Origin of the sequence: Paramaledivibacter caminithermalis DSM 15212 (genome assembly GCF_900142245.1) — a bacterium.
Classification (GTDB): Bacteria; Bacillota; Clostridia; order Peptostreptococcales; family Caminicellaceae; genus Paramaledivibacter; species Paramaledivibacter caminithermalis.
Genome location: NZ_FRAG01000001.1, coordinates 169273 through 185886 on the forward strand (window position 1 = coordinate 169273; position 16614 = coordinate 185886).

The 16614-nt window shown below is 31.0% G+C and carries 15 protein-coding genes; 5 read left to right on the forward strand and 10 right to left on the reverse strand.

All coding sequences use genetic code 11. The annotated features are described in order from the left end of the window. Nucleotides 1-212: 212 nt before the first annotated feature. Nucleotides 213-1586, forward strand: coding sequence for a hypothetical protein (locus tag BUB36_RS00820; protein ID WP_073146472.1), 1374 nt, complete (start codon nt 213-215; stop codon nt 1584-1586). 19 nt (nt 1587-1605) lie between these two features. Here the strand turns inward: BUB36_RS00820 and BUB36_RS00825 are convergent, their stop codons facing one another. Continuing rightward, complete coding sequence (locus BUB36_RS00825; protein ID WP_073146474.1) at nt 1606-2319, reverse strand: glycosyltransferase family 2 protein; 714 nt, start codon at nt 2317-2319, stop codon at nt 1606-1608. Between the two features lie 125 nt (nt 2320-2444). On the opposite strand from BUB36_RS00825, the gene BUB36_RS00830 reads away from it, so the two are divergent. Together BUB36_RS00830 and BUB36_RS00835 are read left to right on the forward strand one after the other, a co-directional pair. Next, a complete protein-coding gene (locus tag BUB36_RS00830) occupies nt 2445-3698 on the forward strand; it encodes a hypothetical protein (protein WP_073146476.1) in 1254 nt (417 codons plus the stop codon). Nucleotides 3699-3999: 301 nt separating this feature from the next. After that, the gene (locus BUB36_RS00835) at nt 4000-4872 is read left to right on the forward strand and encodes a CAP domain-containing protein (RefSeq protein ID WP_073146477.1); all 873 of its coding nucleotides are present in this window, start codon (nt 4000-4002) and stop codon (nt 4870-4872) included. Nucleotides 4873-4905: 33 nt separating this feature from the next. On the opposite strand, the gene BUB36_RS00840 is transcribed toward BUB36_RS00835, so the two are convergent. After that, entirely contained in the window at nt 4906-5784 is an 879-nt protein-coding gene (locus BUB36_RS00840; protein ID WP_073146479.1) for a hypothetical protein, read from the reverse strand. Between the two features lie 238 nt (nt 5785-6022). Between BUB36_RS00840 and BUB36_RS00845 the strand changes: the two genes are divergently transcribed. Continuing rightward, entirely contained in the window at nt 6023-7054 is a 1032-nt protein-coding gene (locus tag BUB36_RS00845; RefSeq protein WP_073146480.1) for a hypothetical protein, read from the forward strand. 260 nt (nt 7055-7314) lie between these two features. On the opposite strand, the gene BUB36_RS00850 is transcribed toward BUB36_RS00845, so the two are convergent. Continuing rightward, nucleotides 7315-7584, reverse strand: a complete 270-nt coding sequence (locus BUB36_RS00850) for a DUF3343 domain-containing protein (RefSeq protein WP_073146482.1) — start codon at nt 7582-7584, stop codon at nt 7315-7317. Nucleotides 7585-7967: 383 nt separating this feature from the next. On the opposite strand from BUB36_RS00850, the gene BUB36_RS00855 reads away from it, so the two are divergent. Beyond that, nucleotides 7968-8195 (forward strand): hypothetical protein, encoded by a 228-nt coding sequence (locus BUB36_RS00855; protein WP_073146484.1) that lies wholly within the window; start codon nt 7968-7970, stop codon nt 8193-8195. Between the two features lie 35 nt (nt 8196-8230). Here BUB36_RS00855 and orr read toward each other — a convergent pair whose 3' ends face one another. The 7 genes from orr to ord all read right to left on the reverse strand — a co-directional run bounded on the left by orr (nt 8231) and on the right by ord (nt 16557). Continuing rightward, nucleotides 8231-9295 (reverse strand): ornithine racemase Orr, encoded by a 1065-nt coding sequence (gene orr / locus BUB36_RS00860; RefSeq protein ID WP_207550730.1) that lies wholly within the window; start codon nt 9293-9295, stop codon nt 8231-8233. A gap of 414 nt (nt 9296-9709) precedes the next feature. Continuing rightward, nucleotides 9710-11080: a GlmL-related ornithine degradation protein gene (locus BUB36_RS00865; protein WP_073146485.1), complete on the reverse strand. Its 1371-nt coding sequence runs from the start codon at nt 11078-11080 to the stop codon at nt 9710-9712. Beyond that, nucleotides 11070-13289: a D-ornithine 4,5-aminomutase subunit OraE gene (gene oraE, locus BUB36_RS00870; protein WP_073146486.1), complete on the reverse strand. Its 2220-nt coding sequence runs from the start codon at nt 13287-13289 to the stop codon at nt 11070-11072. Before oraE ends, BUB36_RS00865 begins: the two co-directional genes overlap by 11 nt. Next, on the reverse strand, nt 13289-13666 hold the full coding sequence (locus BUB36_RS00875; protein ID WP_073146487.1) for an ornithine aminomutase subunit alpha: 378 nt from the start codon (nt 13664-13666) through the stop codon (nt 13289-13291). The genes oraE and BUB36_RS00875 overlap by 1 nt, the downstream gene beginning before the upstream one ends. A gap of 39 nt (nt 13667-13705) precedes the next feature. Beyond that, nucleotides 13706-15118 (reverse strand): 2-amino-4-oxopentanoate thiolase subunit OrtB, encoded by a 1413-nt coding sequence (gene ortB / locus BUB36_RS00880; protein WP_073146488.1) that lies wholly within the window; start codon nt 15116-15118, stop codon nt 13706-13708. Then, nucleotides 15111-15419: a 2-amino-4-oxopentanoate thiolase subunit OrtA gene (ortA, locus tag BUB36_RS00885; protein ID WP_073146489.1), complete on the reverse strand. Its 309-nt coding sequence runs from the start codon at nt 15417-15419 to the stop codon at nt 15111-15113. Before ortA ends, ortB begins: the two co-directional genes overlap by 8 nt. A gap of 91 nt (nt 15420-15510) precedes the next feature. Next, nucleotides 15511-16557, reverse strand: a complete 1047-nt coding sequence (gene ord / locus BUB36_RS00890) for a 2,4-diaminopentanoate dehydrogenase (protein ID WP_073146490.1) — start codon at nt 16555-16557, stop codon at nt 15511-15513. Between the last annotated feature and the right edge of the window lie 57 nt (nt 16558-16614).

A 16614-nucleotide genomic window follows, 5' to 3' on the forward strand; every position in this document is an offset into this window, starting at 1 on the left:
CCTGCTTCTAAAATTTTACTGGTAACACTTTGCATTTACTGTCTGTTACTTGAATTTACTTAATCAATGAATTTAGTTATGTTCCATAACTAGACTCATTATTTTTATATTAATCATTATCTCTAATCCGCTATGATTTCCTATATATTTTATATTATTTATAAAATATATGAATATATATGTATAAAGAGGTTTTTAAGGTGGTGACAGTCATGCAAAACTATAAAATCCAGCAATATCTTGCTGATATAAATGGATTAAAGCATTATTTCATAAAAGACAAATTTTTATATGAAGAAAGCTATTTAAATTCAATTGTAGAGCAGAAAATCATTGGAAAATATATTTTGAAATTTTCCTTAGACGTAGACCATAATGGAAACCCCCATATAGCTTGTATTAATGATAATAAAAAAATAATTCATTTAAAGAATAATGAAAAAAAATGGAATAAAAATACAATTACTGAAATACAAAGCTTTTATAAAGTAAAATCTATTAAACTTTATGCTGGCTTAAATAATCAAACTGAAGCATATATACTATTATTGACTCAAGATATAAGAAACAAAAATTTATATCCCCTTTTTCTCTACTCTATTAAAAATTCAAACTGGAATGTAAAAAAAATCGCTGATTTGAATTATGATAGATATCACCCTTCACTTAAGTCAGACACTGACAACACAGGGAATCTCCATATAATATTTAAAACAAAGGAAAATAATAAGTACAAAATATATTACAAAACATATGATGCCATACATAATAAATGGAGTTTATCTGAGAAAATAACGGAAAGTACAGAGGATATAACCAATACTTTACTTTTGTGTGATACTAATAACAATATCAACATAGTATGGTGTTCCCTTATAGATAAGAATATAAATATAAATTTCATTAGACGAAAAATTGATCTATATACAAAGGTAAAATGGAAAAGATTCAACACTCTTCCAAGCAATATATCTAATCTAACAAATCCTGTATTGATGCAAGTAGGAGATAATATAAAATTCGGATGGAAGCAAAGTAATTTCTATAATATTATCAAAACAAATATCAAAAAAGACGATTGGAAAAAGTCATCATCAATAAAGCTAAGCAGCAGCAAATTCTTAATCCCTCTCAGTATTATTGGAAACAAATACAAAACTATTGATCCTATAAAAGCCCCAAATACCTACTTTTATTTATTAGATAACAATAAAAAAATAATAGGTATCAATGAATTACATAGTATTGAAAATACTGATAAACAAAAAAGTGTAATCTCAATCGATAAAAAGAACTATGCTGGTCCTGAGGAAAACTTAAAATTAGACCCCTCCATATTTTTAGATGACATAGGAAAGGTCATAGAAAAAAGCACTATTGTAGCTGATATATATGCAAATGACAACTGTAAAAATCAAAGTAATGATTTAAATAGTTTCATAGATAAGCTTAATAACTTATACAAAGAAATAGAAAACGTAAAAAGCAAAGAGCTTACATTATTAAACTCAATTTTGGAGCTAAGTAAAAAGAATAATAAGATATACAGAAAAATTGAAGAAATTATAAATGAGTATAATGGATAGTATATAGAATCACCATTTACTAAAAGCTAAATCTTTTTATAACTTCTTCTTTTATTTTTTTTGCATTGTTTATCATTTCCCTATTATCAATTTTATTTCTAAGATTTTTGTAATGGCTTCTTGTTTTAACTAAAGGTTTATTAATATATGCAAATTTATAATTACATCCTAACCTCAGCCAAAAATCGTAATCCTCTAGATACCTGTAATTTTCGTTAAAAAAGCCAACTTCATCTACACATGCTCTAGGTATCATGACCGTTGAAGTATTGATATAATTATAATTCAATAAGTACATAACAGCTTCCTTCTGCCTTTGAAAACCTATACTTTCATAATAGTCAATTATCTTAAGCTCCCTTGATGCACAATAATAATCCGAATACAGTAATCCAATACCATCATTTTTATTAGTTTCCATATACGCAACTTGAAACTCTAGCTTTTTAGGTAGAAAAATATCATCGGCATCTAAGAAACATATGTATTCTCCCTTTGAATTCTTTATACCATAGTTTCTAGCAGAAGATGGTCCACCATTCTCTTTATAGAAATATGAAATTCTATTCTTGTACTTTTTTATAATATCAGTTGTATTATCTGTTGAACCATCATCTACTACAATAACCTCGAAATCTTTATAAGTCTGATTAATAACACTTTCTATACTATCGCTTATAAATTCACCATAATTATAGGTAGGGATTATTACACTTACCTTTATAATAAACACCACCTCCACAGATATTTAATTTTATATTATGTATGAAAAAATATAGTGTTCCAGCTAATTTTCTATTCTTTTACAATCAAAGCTGACATATGTATATATTAATAATTTATTTGAAGGTGATAGGGATGAATAATAAAAATAACATATATATAATTGACAATCAAAGGTCTAATAATCTAATAGAATTTTTCTTATGTGACGAATCTCTATACTGGAGTTGTTGCAGTAATGAGCAGAGAAAAGATACTAAGATAATAGATGATGTTAAGATATTTGATTTATGTATTGATAATAAAGAAAATATACATGTTGTATGTGTTTTGAATTCAGGTAAATTAATTTATTTAGCCTATGATAAAGGCAATTGGAGTAATAGAGTTTTTCAAAGCTTTCCTAAAGAAGCAAATAGTATCGATCAATTAAAAATAATATCAATAGATGATATAATTCATATATTTTATGATTTCAAAATTACTACCAAGCTTAATAATAATTATAATTATAAATCCTTCATTATTCATACTTACAAGCATAATGGAGAATGGATTCAAGCATACATAAGTGCATTTCATGATCCTATTAATCCTAAATTTTTCGTGGATATGGATTCACATAAGAATATAATAGTATGCTATCTATATTCAGATTTCAAAACATCATATATTTGCTCCCTCATTTTTTCAAAAAATAAAATGAGATGGCAGCAAGCAAAGGATTTTCAATTAGATAATCCTAATATAGCAATAATGGAGTTCTTAATTGATTTAAACAATAATATTCACTTCATTTTTTATAATAAATCTTGTAATGAAATCTATCATAATAGTACAGATAGCTCATTTAACCCGAGGAATAGATACAGCTTGATTACTCCAATTAAAGAAAATATATCTAGTCTGATTTTTTTTCAAAAGGATCATAGACTATGGATAATGTGGAAGTACAAAGACTCTGTAATAATCATATCTTCTAATGATTTTGGAGAAACCTGGAATGATTTCTCAAAAAAAGTTTCAGCTAAATTAAAGAAAATAAAATATCTTTATTCATATAATACCTCAAAAACATTTAAAACCATTACTTCCTTTGGTTATCTAAATGATGGTAATGCTTTTGTACTTGGAATCAATGAAGCTAAAGAAATAGAGAATAATGCCATAGCAACAAAAATATCTTATAATGAAGATGATAATAAGACAGAAGAAGACAATATACATGTAATGGAAAATGATGTTAAATCTGATATTTCCTACAATAATAATCCAAGCAACTCCAAAGGTTCGATAATTATTGAAGAATCTTATATTCCTAAAGCATCTAAAAAAGATAAAAGCTCTATATGGAGAAAAATAACTAATTATCTTACCATGAAAGATTAGCCTTCATATTCCCATTTGTCTTAATCAAATAGGTTTTTTAATTGCTAAGGAACTTAAACTTTTTTACATAAAATTATATAAATTCCAAAAATAATTAAAGTTTTTTAGACCTAAAAGAATGGCCTTAAAACTTGGAGCATGGAACTTGTAACTTGCAACGCAAAACGCTCCCTGCGGGTGCCTTTGTCCTTTTGTCACTTGTACTTATTACAAAAAATGGTTGTCGAAATTTGTAGAATTCCCACCTCCCATGTGATATTATATTTATTAACAACAAAAATTTAAACAAGTAGGTGATAAAATGAAAAAATCTGTTTCAAAAATTACTTCTATAGCCATTCTTTCGGCATCTCTAATTTCCTTTATTCCTATAAACTCTTATGGTGTAACATATTATAGTTCAAGAAATAATACATCTTCTGATATTAGTTATTCTACAGGCTACTCTTATACTAATAATTCTTTTACCAGATATTATTCAAAATATAATAATACACCAAGTGAAAATGCTAATGATTCAATACAATCTAACAATACTGCTTCAAAAAATGAAACCTCTACTCGATCCACGGTTTATTTAACCAGTAAGGATGAATCTAATACATCAAACTCTACAAGCTATACTGTTTCCTCAAGTGGTCGTGTTACAAGGTATTATTCCAGGAACACACAAAATAATGTAGAAGCTGATAATGCTTCTGAAGATAAAATCCCTGATGATTCCAACAGCCAAATACCAAATGATAACAGCAATACATATACTAACAGCCCAGATAATTCTTTTAATTCAGATCAATTAACTATGAAAATGCTTATCCTCATTAATCAAGAGAGAACAAAAGCAGGAATCAAGCCCCTTATTCTTGATGAGAAATTAACTGCTGTTGCTGAGCTTAAAGCCAGGGATATGGTAGAAAATGATTACTTGTCCCATACTTCAGCAACCTATGGAAGTATTTATACCATGATAAAGAATGGTGGTATAAAATATCAGAATGCAGGAGAAAACATAGCAAGAGCATTTAGTGTTGAAAGTGCCCATAACAATTTTATGAACTCATATATACATAAAAGAGCAATATTGGCAGATCATTTCACCCACGTAGGTATTGGTATTGAAAAAGAAAAAGGTGGAATGTATAAAATATCTGTAATGTTTATTGAAAATAAATAAAAAGGCTGATAGTTTTTCAGCCTTTTTTATTTATTATTCTTTATCTTCTTCTATTATCTTTACATTAACTTGGTCTGGGAATAGTTTAGGAAACTCTACACATAATCCACCCTGATCTTCAAATTCACAGAAACCAGTTGATAATACGCAAAGCTGTACAGGAACTTTAACCTTCTTTTCACATATAATACAGAATACCAATATAGGACCAGTTACTACTAAAGTATTTCCATCTACTCTTAAGCTCCCCAATCCAAATGGAAGTATTAAATCACATAAAACTCCGCAAAATACCGCTAATGATGGTTTTGTTGCAGCTGCAGTAGATGGTATACATAATCTTGCAAACTTTCTAAGGCTTATTGGATCTAAACTAGCTAAATCAATTGTATCTCTAACTGAAAATTTCTTTTCTTCTCCATCAGTTGTTAAAACTGTGCCATTAATTTTTATTTCTACTTCTCCTTCGACAGTTATTCTTTGGTCAACAACTATCGGCGTCCCCTTACCCTTTGCATCACATTCTGAAGTATCTATACACGCCAAGTTTATTTGCCTTATTCCACCTGGACCTGGTACAAAGGTAGGATCACAAGGTGTTGTCTGCCCATTAATAGATAATACTCTATCCCTTACAATTAGTCCTGTACTATTACAAGTAATACTTACATCAAGAAACTCGTCAATATCAGTTCCTGAAATTGGAAATCCGTCAATTCTTAACTCTGGTATTACTCTATCAACTTCATCCTTTAATTGTATAGCATCATAAACCTTTTCTACGAATATACATTCACTAGTTATAACCTCTGGATCATATTGTGCTGGTGTAATACAACCTGTATTTGCTCTACAACAATCATTATCGCTTTGTTGAATGATACCAGCTTTATTGTATATTCTTTTAGCCATAATCTTAATATACCCTCCCTATTATAATTTTGATTTCTTAAAGTCCACACTTCGAAAATCGTAATATCCTTCATCTTCAATTACTAAACTACGAAATGTTTATACCTACTTTAGTATATGAATCACTTATTTTATTTGTTACAAATGGAGTTATATATTTTTAATGTATTGAATATATTTTTTATAGCACTTATAAAGATAGAATCTTACAAAGCTTTAACAGGTAAAGGAGATGAATATGGCTTTTATAAATAATATTCAAAGGGTTATTAGAAAATCAAATGGCAATATAGTAAATTTCTATGTTCAAGATAACTCTTTATATACTAGGGAGTTTGTTTATAATCAAGGCTGGAATAATCCAATTTCTATGATGGAAAATATAAAGCATAATCAGGTAGATATTAAAATTGACAATAAAGATATGCTTTATGGTATTGCTAATAAGACCACTGGAGAAATGCTTTATATTTTTTCAAATAAAAATATATTAAATTATAATACACTATTTCGATATGATAATAATAAATACATAATAAAGTATCCTTACATTGAAAAAAGAAATAATTCAATTGCCATTGCTTATTACTTCCAGGAGCTCAAAAACAAAAAAGAATGGACAATTGCTTTTCATTTTTTCGATGGCATTAAGTGGACTCATAATCATATATATTCAATTAAAGCTTTTCCTATTATCAATCCTTTTTTGCTTTCAATAGATAATAAGTGTACAAATCTTTTCTATTTTGATAGCATAAATGGTAAAGAAGAAATATTTATCAAAAGATTATCTACTACTTCAAAGCTGTGGCAATCTCCTATTCAGCTTACTTTTTCTAATAGCCAAAAGCTTTATCTTAATATATTAAAAGAGGATTCTGACATTTACCATATAGCATGGTCTGAATTTATAGATAAAAATTTAGTTATTAGATATGTAAAAGGATATTTTAAAGATGATAAATTTATATTCAGTAAGGTAATTAGTTTATCTGAACCATCCAACTGCTCATTTCCAACATTTGTTAAGACCAATAAGGCTTTATGGTGTATATGGGTACAGATGAACAAACTGTTCAGCAGTTATTCACTAGATGATGGCTATACTTGGTCAAATCCAAAAGTAGATAAGAAAAGTGAAAACTGTAATTTCATTAGATATCATTTTTCATCAAACCATCATCAAGATCTAGAAAATTTTAAGCTGAGTACTATATTTGGAACAAGATATCCAATAATGTCTTTTTTAGGATTTAAAAATATTTCATAATATAATAGATAATGAAAGTATATTCTAGGATTATAAATTTACAATCCTAGAATCATAAAAATTGATAAATTTAACCCCTTATGCTAGTAAATAAAATTTTCTAGTTTCTAAGATACCTTAGGGAATTTTAATATTTCATTTGAGTGATTTTTATAAACCTGTTTTTCACTTAAAATTATATGAAAAAAAACAGGTTTATTACATGAACGAAAAGGAAATATTAAAACTCCCGCAGTGGAAATTAGCACAATGAGTTAAATCTAATATTTCTTAAGAACCTTATAAACTTTTACATTTTTTTCATAACAGGTTTTATATATTTTGAAAACATCTAATTTTCTTAAATCTATTTGCTGGAGTATAAAATCATATGCACTTTCATTTATCTTAACGGCCATACTGCAGCTTTCAGCTAAATAACCAGGTGCATTATATATAATTGGAGTATATCCTTCCTTTTTAAGTATGCTTTCTAAATTATAAGCATGTGTTTTTGAATTAAATACAACAATTATACTTTTATTATCCATGATATCATCCTTCTATAAAGTAGTTACTCCAGTATATTCTAATTACTTTTATTAAGTTCCATAAGTAACCCTTTTAACTTTGAAATGCATTATTTATATAAAAAAACAGACTTATTCCATGAGCAAAAAGAAAATATTAAAACTCTTATGATAGAAACTAGCACAATAGATTAAATTAATTTCAATTATATTGTGTCTTTTATTTTTTGTACCTATTTTACCTCTGGACAAAATTTTATTATAGGAATTCAAATAAAGATTTTATATAAAATAAAAATTCATTCTAACTAAATTTTGTTTCATATTGCACTAATTTATTGTATTTTGAATATATATAAGGTGCAGAGGAGATAATACAAGCTTCATAGAAAGTAGGTGCAATTATGCCGAAGACACACGAAAATCATGATTCAATAACAAAAAAAATAGATGACCATGAAGATAGAATACGAAATCTAGAATTTAATCAAATAAAAATAAGTGAAAAAATCGAATGTTTAATTGTAAAAATAAATAGTCTAATGACTTGGATAAAAGCTTTAGTAATGTTAGGACTTACATCATTAGCAAGTTTTGTATTATGGTATCTGCAAAATTTAATTAAAAAATAGATAGAGCAGGAGATACCATCTCCTGCTTTATCTGTTTAAAGTATTTTTTTATAAATATATTCAGATGTAGCTAATCCAAGCAAAGAACCATATTCCAAATTAAATCTAACTTCATCTCCAACATTATAATCCTTTTTACTATCTGTAACATCAATTATTAAATGATCACTACTTGCTCCAAATATACTTATTTTTTCATCAACTGGGATTATACTTTCAGGATTTACATCTTGCCTGCCTACTGCAAGAATAGCCCTTTTTCTAATTCCTTTATCTTCAAATACAGGCTTATTTCCAAAAGCATCCATTCCTATTTCACCTATTGGTACGCTTGGCTTTTCCTTAAGTTCAACTATTTCTGCAACAAGCTGGAAGGCATCTTGATAGGTGTCTTTAATGGAGTTTCCATAAGCTGTTTCTCTACCTAATAATATTGACTCTCCTAATCTTAAGTTGTTAATTTTCTCAGGCATTTGCCTTCTTTCTAATAGGTCTAAGCTACTTGAATTTCCACCAGATATTATTTCAAGCTCTATATTAAAGCTTCTTTCTATCTTCTCAGCTATTTCTACAAGTTTACCTAAATTATCCTTACTAGGTATAACTCCACCATAACAAGTAAGATTAGTTCCTACACCTATTAATTTCACTCCATTAAGCTTAATTACTTCTTCAGCAATTTCTACAGCCTTATCCTGCCATATCCCTTCCCTTAAGTCTCCTAAATCAATCATTAATATTATACCATGGATTTTATTTACTTTTAAGGCTTCATCTGAAAGCCTTTTTATAGTCTCAAGTTCCGAATTAAGACTTATATCGGCATATTTTACAACTTCTGCTACTTGACTTTGCATAGGTAATCTTAAAAGCCACTTTTCAACTTCTATATCCTTAAGTTTAATTAAATTCTCTATCCTTGAATCAGCTAGATACTTAACTCCACCTTCAACTAATACACCAGCCACCTTTGGTAGTGCACAAAAAACCTTTGTTACACCAGCAATTTCAATATTCTCTTCCTTTAATTTATCCACCAATACTTTAGTATTATGCTTGATTTTTCCTAAATCTATCTCCAATCTTGGACAAATAGGCATATATATAACCCCCATAAGTATCTATTTCGTACTACTTTTAAGTCAAGATTAAGGTTGAGTATTAAGGTCATATCTTCTAAGTTACAATAAAAAATAATTTTAATCTTTATAGGAAAAATTAGAATTACCCCATTGTGCTAGTAAATAATTTTTTGCTTTTGATATACTTTAGGGGATTTTAATATTTTATTTGAGTGATTTTTATAACACATAGGAAATTATACACCCATCAAATTATATATAATTTCCGTTATGTATTTCAAAAAAGTCTACTTTATAAATATTTATAAAAGACTTTTTTATAAACCTGTTTTCACCTTCAAATTTATATAAAAAAACTGGTTTATTACATGAACGAAAAAGAAATATTAAAACTCCCGCAATATAAACTATTACAATGAGTAATTTTAAATATTAGTCTATCCTCAGACTTTGCTTTAATAAGCACAATGCTGCTTCCTTATGTCTCTTAGCCAATACTCCCAGTGAAGCCATGATATAATCATTATCAATTAATATTTTACTTTCTTTTGTAGGAAGCAATTTATCTCCTTTATTGTTAAGGGCTATCTGTTTAATTATATTAATCCTATTGGGTAACCTTGTAAGCGCACCCCCTGTGCCAATTATCCATTTCACATTTGTTAAATCCTTACCTTCTGCTAAAGTTTTCTTGCCACTGCTTCCATATAGATCTCTAAATCCTCCTGCATGACGATTAACCGAAGTAATAACCGCTTCTAGAGTTAATCTTTCTACAAATTTCTTTTGTTCATCTGTAATTGGTATAGGTCTGTGATTATCTATAAGTTCTTTTATTTTTTCTTCATCAAATTCTAAATCTTTAGCTATTTTTTCTACGCCGATCAAATCCACAATATTTTTCATATTGACGTATACACCCAAGTCTCCTTCTACGGTCCTCTTTGCAATAGGTTCTGGACTGATAAGTATTCTACTTACCTCTTCACTGCCTTCTGTTACAGAATGAACATCCGTAGTTGCTCCACCCACATCTAGAGTAACTAAATCCCCTATATATTCCTTTAAGAGCTTAGACGCTTCCATAACAGCACCAGGAGTTGGAATTATAGGTCCATTTACAAGGTTTCTAACCCTTGTCATACCAGGTGCATGTATAATATGATCTTCAAAGGCATCTTGAATAACCTTTCTTGTTGGTTCTACATTTAAAGTATCTATCTTAGGATATACATTATCCACAATATATAACAGCTTTTCTTTACCTTTTTCTTCAAATATTTCCTTAACATCTTCATGATTTTCAATATTACCAGCATAAATTACTGGAATATCCAAGTCTAAGTCTGCTATAATCTCAGCATTATAAAGAGCAGTATCCCTTTCGCCATAATCAACTCCACCAGCTACAAGTATTATATTAGGTTTAACATTCCTTATTTTCTTAACATCTGACCTTCTTAGCTTACCCGCCGTAACCAAATGTATATTTGCTCCTGCTCCAAGGGCTGCTTCTCTAGCTGCTCTAACAGTCATATCATAGACTAAGCCATGGACAGTCATCTTTAATCCACCAGCTGCACTACTTGTAGCAAGCATTTCGTCATAGATTATTTCATCTACACCTAAATTCTGTTTTAGATTCTCTATTGCATTATTGAGTCCAATATTTACGTCTCCCTCTAAAACAGTAGTAGGAGATTGACCTTGCCCTAGGAATCTAGGGCGGTCTTCTATATCACTAAAAGCATTAACTACTGTCGTTGTACTGCCTATTTCGGCAACCAAGACATTAATTTTCATTATTTTCCATTTCCCTTCTTTTCTTAACTAAGAATGTAGCTACATGTACTCCCTTAGATGTTTTCCCAAATCCAGCATCAACACCTTGTTGTACTGCTATCTCTGGAGTAACCTGTGTACCTCCACAAGCTATAATAATTTTATCTCTGATACCTTTTTCTACAGCATATTCATGGAGTTTTCTCATGTTCTTATAATGTATATCATCATGGCTTATTATTGTAGAAGCAAGTATAGCATCGGCATTTAATTCAATAGCCGCATCTACAAGTTTTTCTACAGGGCAAGATGTTCCAAGATATTCAACCTCTATACCCCATTTTTCTATACCACCATGCTTGATATCAATTACTTCACGAAGTCCAACTGAGTGTTCATCTTCTCCTACTGTAGCTGCTACAACTTTAAGAGGCTTCTTCTCAATTTCTTCCCAAAGCTCCTCATCACTCATTATTTCTGGCTCAGGTGGAATTTCTAATGTACTTATATCTAAATCAAATTCCACTTTGCCCTTTATCTGTACTCTAGTTCCCTCAGCTGGATGCATAACTTCAACATGTATTACTTCTGGATCTTTAAGATTCATCTTCTTAGCAAATTCTATTGCTGCAAATTCAGCAACTCTCTTGCTTGTAGGAAGGAAAATCTCAACCTGAACAGTTCCATCGGCAAGCCATTCAACCTCTGGCTTAATAAAATTGGAATTTCTATATTTTTCAGATTCATCTAAACGTATATTTACGTTGTCATTTTCGTCTAGCTCATCTATATAAACTATTTTCTCTGGTTTTTCGAATGTACAGCCATCAATTAAACTGGATGGATTATCTACAGCGTTTTCGTCATATTGAGCAACATTATTATATCCAAAATGAGCAGTTACAGGTGCCATATAGTCTTCATCTCTCTCAAATACTGTACCCACACCAATACCGTCATTTATTTTTCTTCCTATACCATCTCCATTTCTTTCTGGATACATTCCTGAATCAACGAAGAATCCCTTTTCTACTGCTTCAAAATATCCTCCTACTTCAAGAAGCTCTTCTAAATAAAGAACTGCTCTTTCCTTCAATTCTCTAACCTTTTCTGGTAAGAATCCTTCCTTCTTAAGTTCAACCATCTCCATTAAACCATCAAGTCCTACCAATGTTTGCTTAGCTGTATCACATGCTTCTATGTTGAACATATGCCAAGGAACGTTTCTACCTTCATCAGGAGTGATAGTTGATTGAATATCAGCCCTTGTAAGCTTTGAAATCATCATGTTCATAACATGTGTTACTGTAGCTTCCCTCGATGAAGAAGTTATATATTTCGTATTTTGTTGAGCTCTCATTTTGTATTCATCAAATATGTCCCTCAATGCTACAGCATAAGGAAGATCGTATTTAGTACATGGTACTGGAGCAGCTGAAGGTGGTACAGTTGAAAGACATATATTTTCTTTCTTCATTCCAACTTTATATGAAAATATCGCATTAATACCATGCTGAACCATAAGCTCAGGCATAACCTTCCACGCATCTCTAGCAGTTGCATTGGCATTATGTGCTCCATCTATCTGTGCCATATCAGCCCATGCCATAATCTTTTTAGATTCCGCTGCGTCAACAAAGGATCTTACCATATTTATATTTCTATATAAAACATTATATTGTGGATCTTGGTGAGCACCATTTACTCCCTCTTCTGCAAACATAACAGCTATATCAGGACCAGCTACACCAGATACATAAGAATGATAGTTTATTGGTCTTCCTACTTCTTCTTCAATAAAATCTAAGGCTTTTCTTTGAGCTCTAACCTGTTTTCTTGTTACAGGTATACCTCCTATACCTTGAGGAGAACCTTCAATAAGTCCATCATAGTGGGACTGTCCAGCAGTTCTAATAACCATTATATGGTCCGCACCGTGCCATGCAGCCATTCTCATTCTTCTTATATCATCTTCAAATCTTCCTGATGCAATCTCAGTAGTAATGGTTTCTTGTGGCTGAGGATCTAAGTTATCAAAGTAACGAACAGCAGCAGGTATTCCTATAGAATTTTTTAATGGCTCAGAACAATCAGAGTAAACATGTGGACCTTCTTTTAACTTATCTACCTTTTTCCTCCAAGTCCATCCTCTTCTCTTAGGTCTATAATTTTCCAAGTCACTTAGAATATCCCTTATATCCATTTTTTCATTTATACTTGGTTTTTTCATTATTTCTCCCCTCCTTTAAAGATTGTAACAGCATCATCCCAATGCTTCCCTTCAATCATTTCAAGACCTGCTTGTCTTAGAGGGATATTCTTTTCCTTTGAAATTCTATATACTATATGTCCTACACCTTTTCCTATTAATCCTCTATCTATTGCACCTTCAACTAAAGGCTTTGCTTCTAAACTTGAAAAGCCCATTCTTAAAAGTACTGAACGCTCTATAGAAGGCGTAGTATTTTTTCTAGCAAGCTCCAATAACGGTTCAACAGCTTTTTCTGCTAGTTCCCAAAATCTTTGCTTTAATTCTTCATCTGAAAGATTAGCTAGATGTTTTCTTCTCTCATTGAAATCATCTTCTCTTTTAATATACCCTTTCATGTTTTACCTCCTTTTTTCTATACCAATTTATATACAAAATTACGATTTTAGCTCTTCAACAACTCTTTTTACAAACTCTAAATCAGTCTTAGTTTCAACTGCTAAGAATTGCAAATCATTGCTGCTTAATTCTTTAATATTGTTAATTTGTAAGCAGTTTTTAATATATGATCTTCTGATTTTATCTAAATCTAAATCAATAGCCTTTATTAACCTTGGATGTTCTGGAAGAATTATATTTTCACCTGGAATTTCTTCTCTTGGATCTCCAAATTTAATTTCTATTCCATTTTCTCTAGCAAAGGACAACTGCGGTTGAATATGTTTTCCTGCTCCTGTATATTCTGTTTCTTGAGCAATTATTATCTTATCCTCATCTAATTCTTGAGCTAAACTAAATGCAGCTGCTAAAGAAGTATTTCCTGCTGGACCTCTTTCAAGACCTTCAAGCTGTGCTAAAGCTTCTGTCATATAGAATACCTCGCCTTGATTTACCGTAACATATCTATCCATATATCTAAGTGGTCTAGCAGCTGACCTTGGAACATCGGATCTATCTGGCCATGTTGCAAATGGCATACCAAAACCCGTATGTCCTGTAGTAAAGGATTTTTTATTAAATTGTTCATCACTTGCCATATGTAAACCCTTTAAGTTTACACTAGCACCAACTATCAATGTATTATCTGCTCCTGCTTTAATAATTCCACGTGCAGTCCCTGTCAAATTGCCTCCACCAGCATTGGTACAAACTACTACATCTGGATCTCTACCTTCCTTTTCTCTCATTTGCATACACAACTCATAGCCTAAGGTTTCAACTCCTGCTATTCCAAATGGAGTATATAAAGAAGCATTAAAATATCCTGTTTCTTCAAGTAAGGTTAAGAAAGTATAGAATAATTCTGGCCCAACGGTAAGCTGTACTACCTCTGCTCCATAAGCCTCGCATTTCCTTGCCTTCTCAATTATCTCTGGCTGTCCCTTACCTTTACTGTCATAACATTCCTGAACAATAATACACTTAAGACCATGAATAGCAGCTTGGCTTGCAACAGCAGCTCCATAATTACCACTAGTTGCTGCAATAACTCCTTTATATCCATTTTTCTTGGCATGATAAACCGCATTAGCAGCTCTTCTAGCTTTAAAGCTACCTGATGGATTAGCAGCTTCATCCTTTATAAATATCCTTGCTCCCTTGCCTTTACCAGCAAGTTTTCTAGCAAGATTAGTTAAATTTTTAAGCTCTAATAATGGTGTATTTCCAACGCCTGTTGCTCCTTGAATCTTTTTCATTTCCTCGAGGCTATATCCAGTTTCCCTCATCATTTTTTCATAATCAAAGGCTATTCCTGTATCTTCAAATCTTTGGTAATCAATTCCCACAGCCTTTTTCATTATTTCATTTCTACGTGACATTACTCCACTATAGCTCATATCTTTATTCATGGTCTTCACCTCCAAATAATATCTCCCTTAACTGAAGACCTATTTTAAACACTTCTGGGACAGTATTGCCAAAGGAATGAGTATAGGAAGGATTAACCTCCACAAGCTTACCAGTAACTTTTCTACCTGTCATAGTTACTATTTCTACATTATCTCCAATCTCAGCATCATGTTGAATAAATCCTTTTACCCATGTTTCTAGCGGCACCTTTTTAGTATCATCTGGAACCTGAGGAGCTCTTTCTTCGGGCTTTAATACTATATTATATACATTAACCCAATCACCCTTTTTAGCTTTCACGGTTTTCACCTCTCAATTATTTTCTACGAGGTGCGTAGTACATTTTTAATCTTCTTTTTTTCTTCGTACCACGCACTCAGAACTTTACTTTCTATCTTTCTATAAGTTCTCTCATGTCACCCATTATTGCTCTAGGAACAGGTAGATCTATCATAGTCTTAAGTCCAGAAGAAGCATTGATTACATGAGGAATCATGTTAACACACATAGCTATAGTTCCAAGTCCACCTTCTACTTCAGGCTTAATTGACATATTTACCTCTGGTGTTCCTTTTATAGTTATATAATCTCCTGTAAATGTTCCTTCCATTTCTGGTTCAATTTGTTGAGGATGAATCATGTCGATCTTTACTTCACCGTCTACATAGCCTTGTCCAGTCATATTAACACCTGCAACATCTCCAGCAGCAGCAAATCCATGAGGTGACTTTCTGTCTACTGTAGTAACGATTGGCTTCATTTGCTGCTCAAACTTGTCAATCTTCCAACCGATGGCATCTGCTATCATTTGTACTGATTCTGCAAAGCCTACATGTCCTGCCATAGTTCCATCTTCACATCGTCTATTGAACTCTTCAACACTTAATCCAACACCTTGTTCTTCCATAACTGTATGTCCAAAAGGTGATAAGCTGTTAACTCTTTTAGCTTCAATATGCTCTACATCAGTCATACATCCAGTTAAACAAATAACTAATAAATCCATTATTAATCCAGGATTAATGCCTGTACCTAAAATAGTTACTCCATTTTCCTTTGCTATTCTATCAAGTTCAGCTGCCAACTGCGGATTTTGAGCTTGTGGATAAGCCATTTCTTCTGCAGTTGAGATAACGTTTACCTTTTGCTCTAAACAATACTTTAATCTAGGAAAAGCTGCTTTAGTAAATGAGTCTGTTGCAGTTAAAATAACATCACAACATCCTTCAGTTAATACTTCTTCAATATTTGGATTAATTATAACTGGCTTTCTGTCTCCTCTTTCTACGCCTAAATACTCATACATATCTTTACCAACTCTTGCTTTATTTCTATCACATACTCCTACTATTTCTACACCCTTCTTATTAAGAAGCATCTTTGCCATACCACTACCCATTGCACCGAATCCCCAAATTGCCACTTTAACATTCTCCATTAAAAACACCTCCAAAATATTTTGTGTAAAAAAATTATTGTACTATATATAATTATT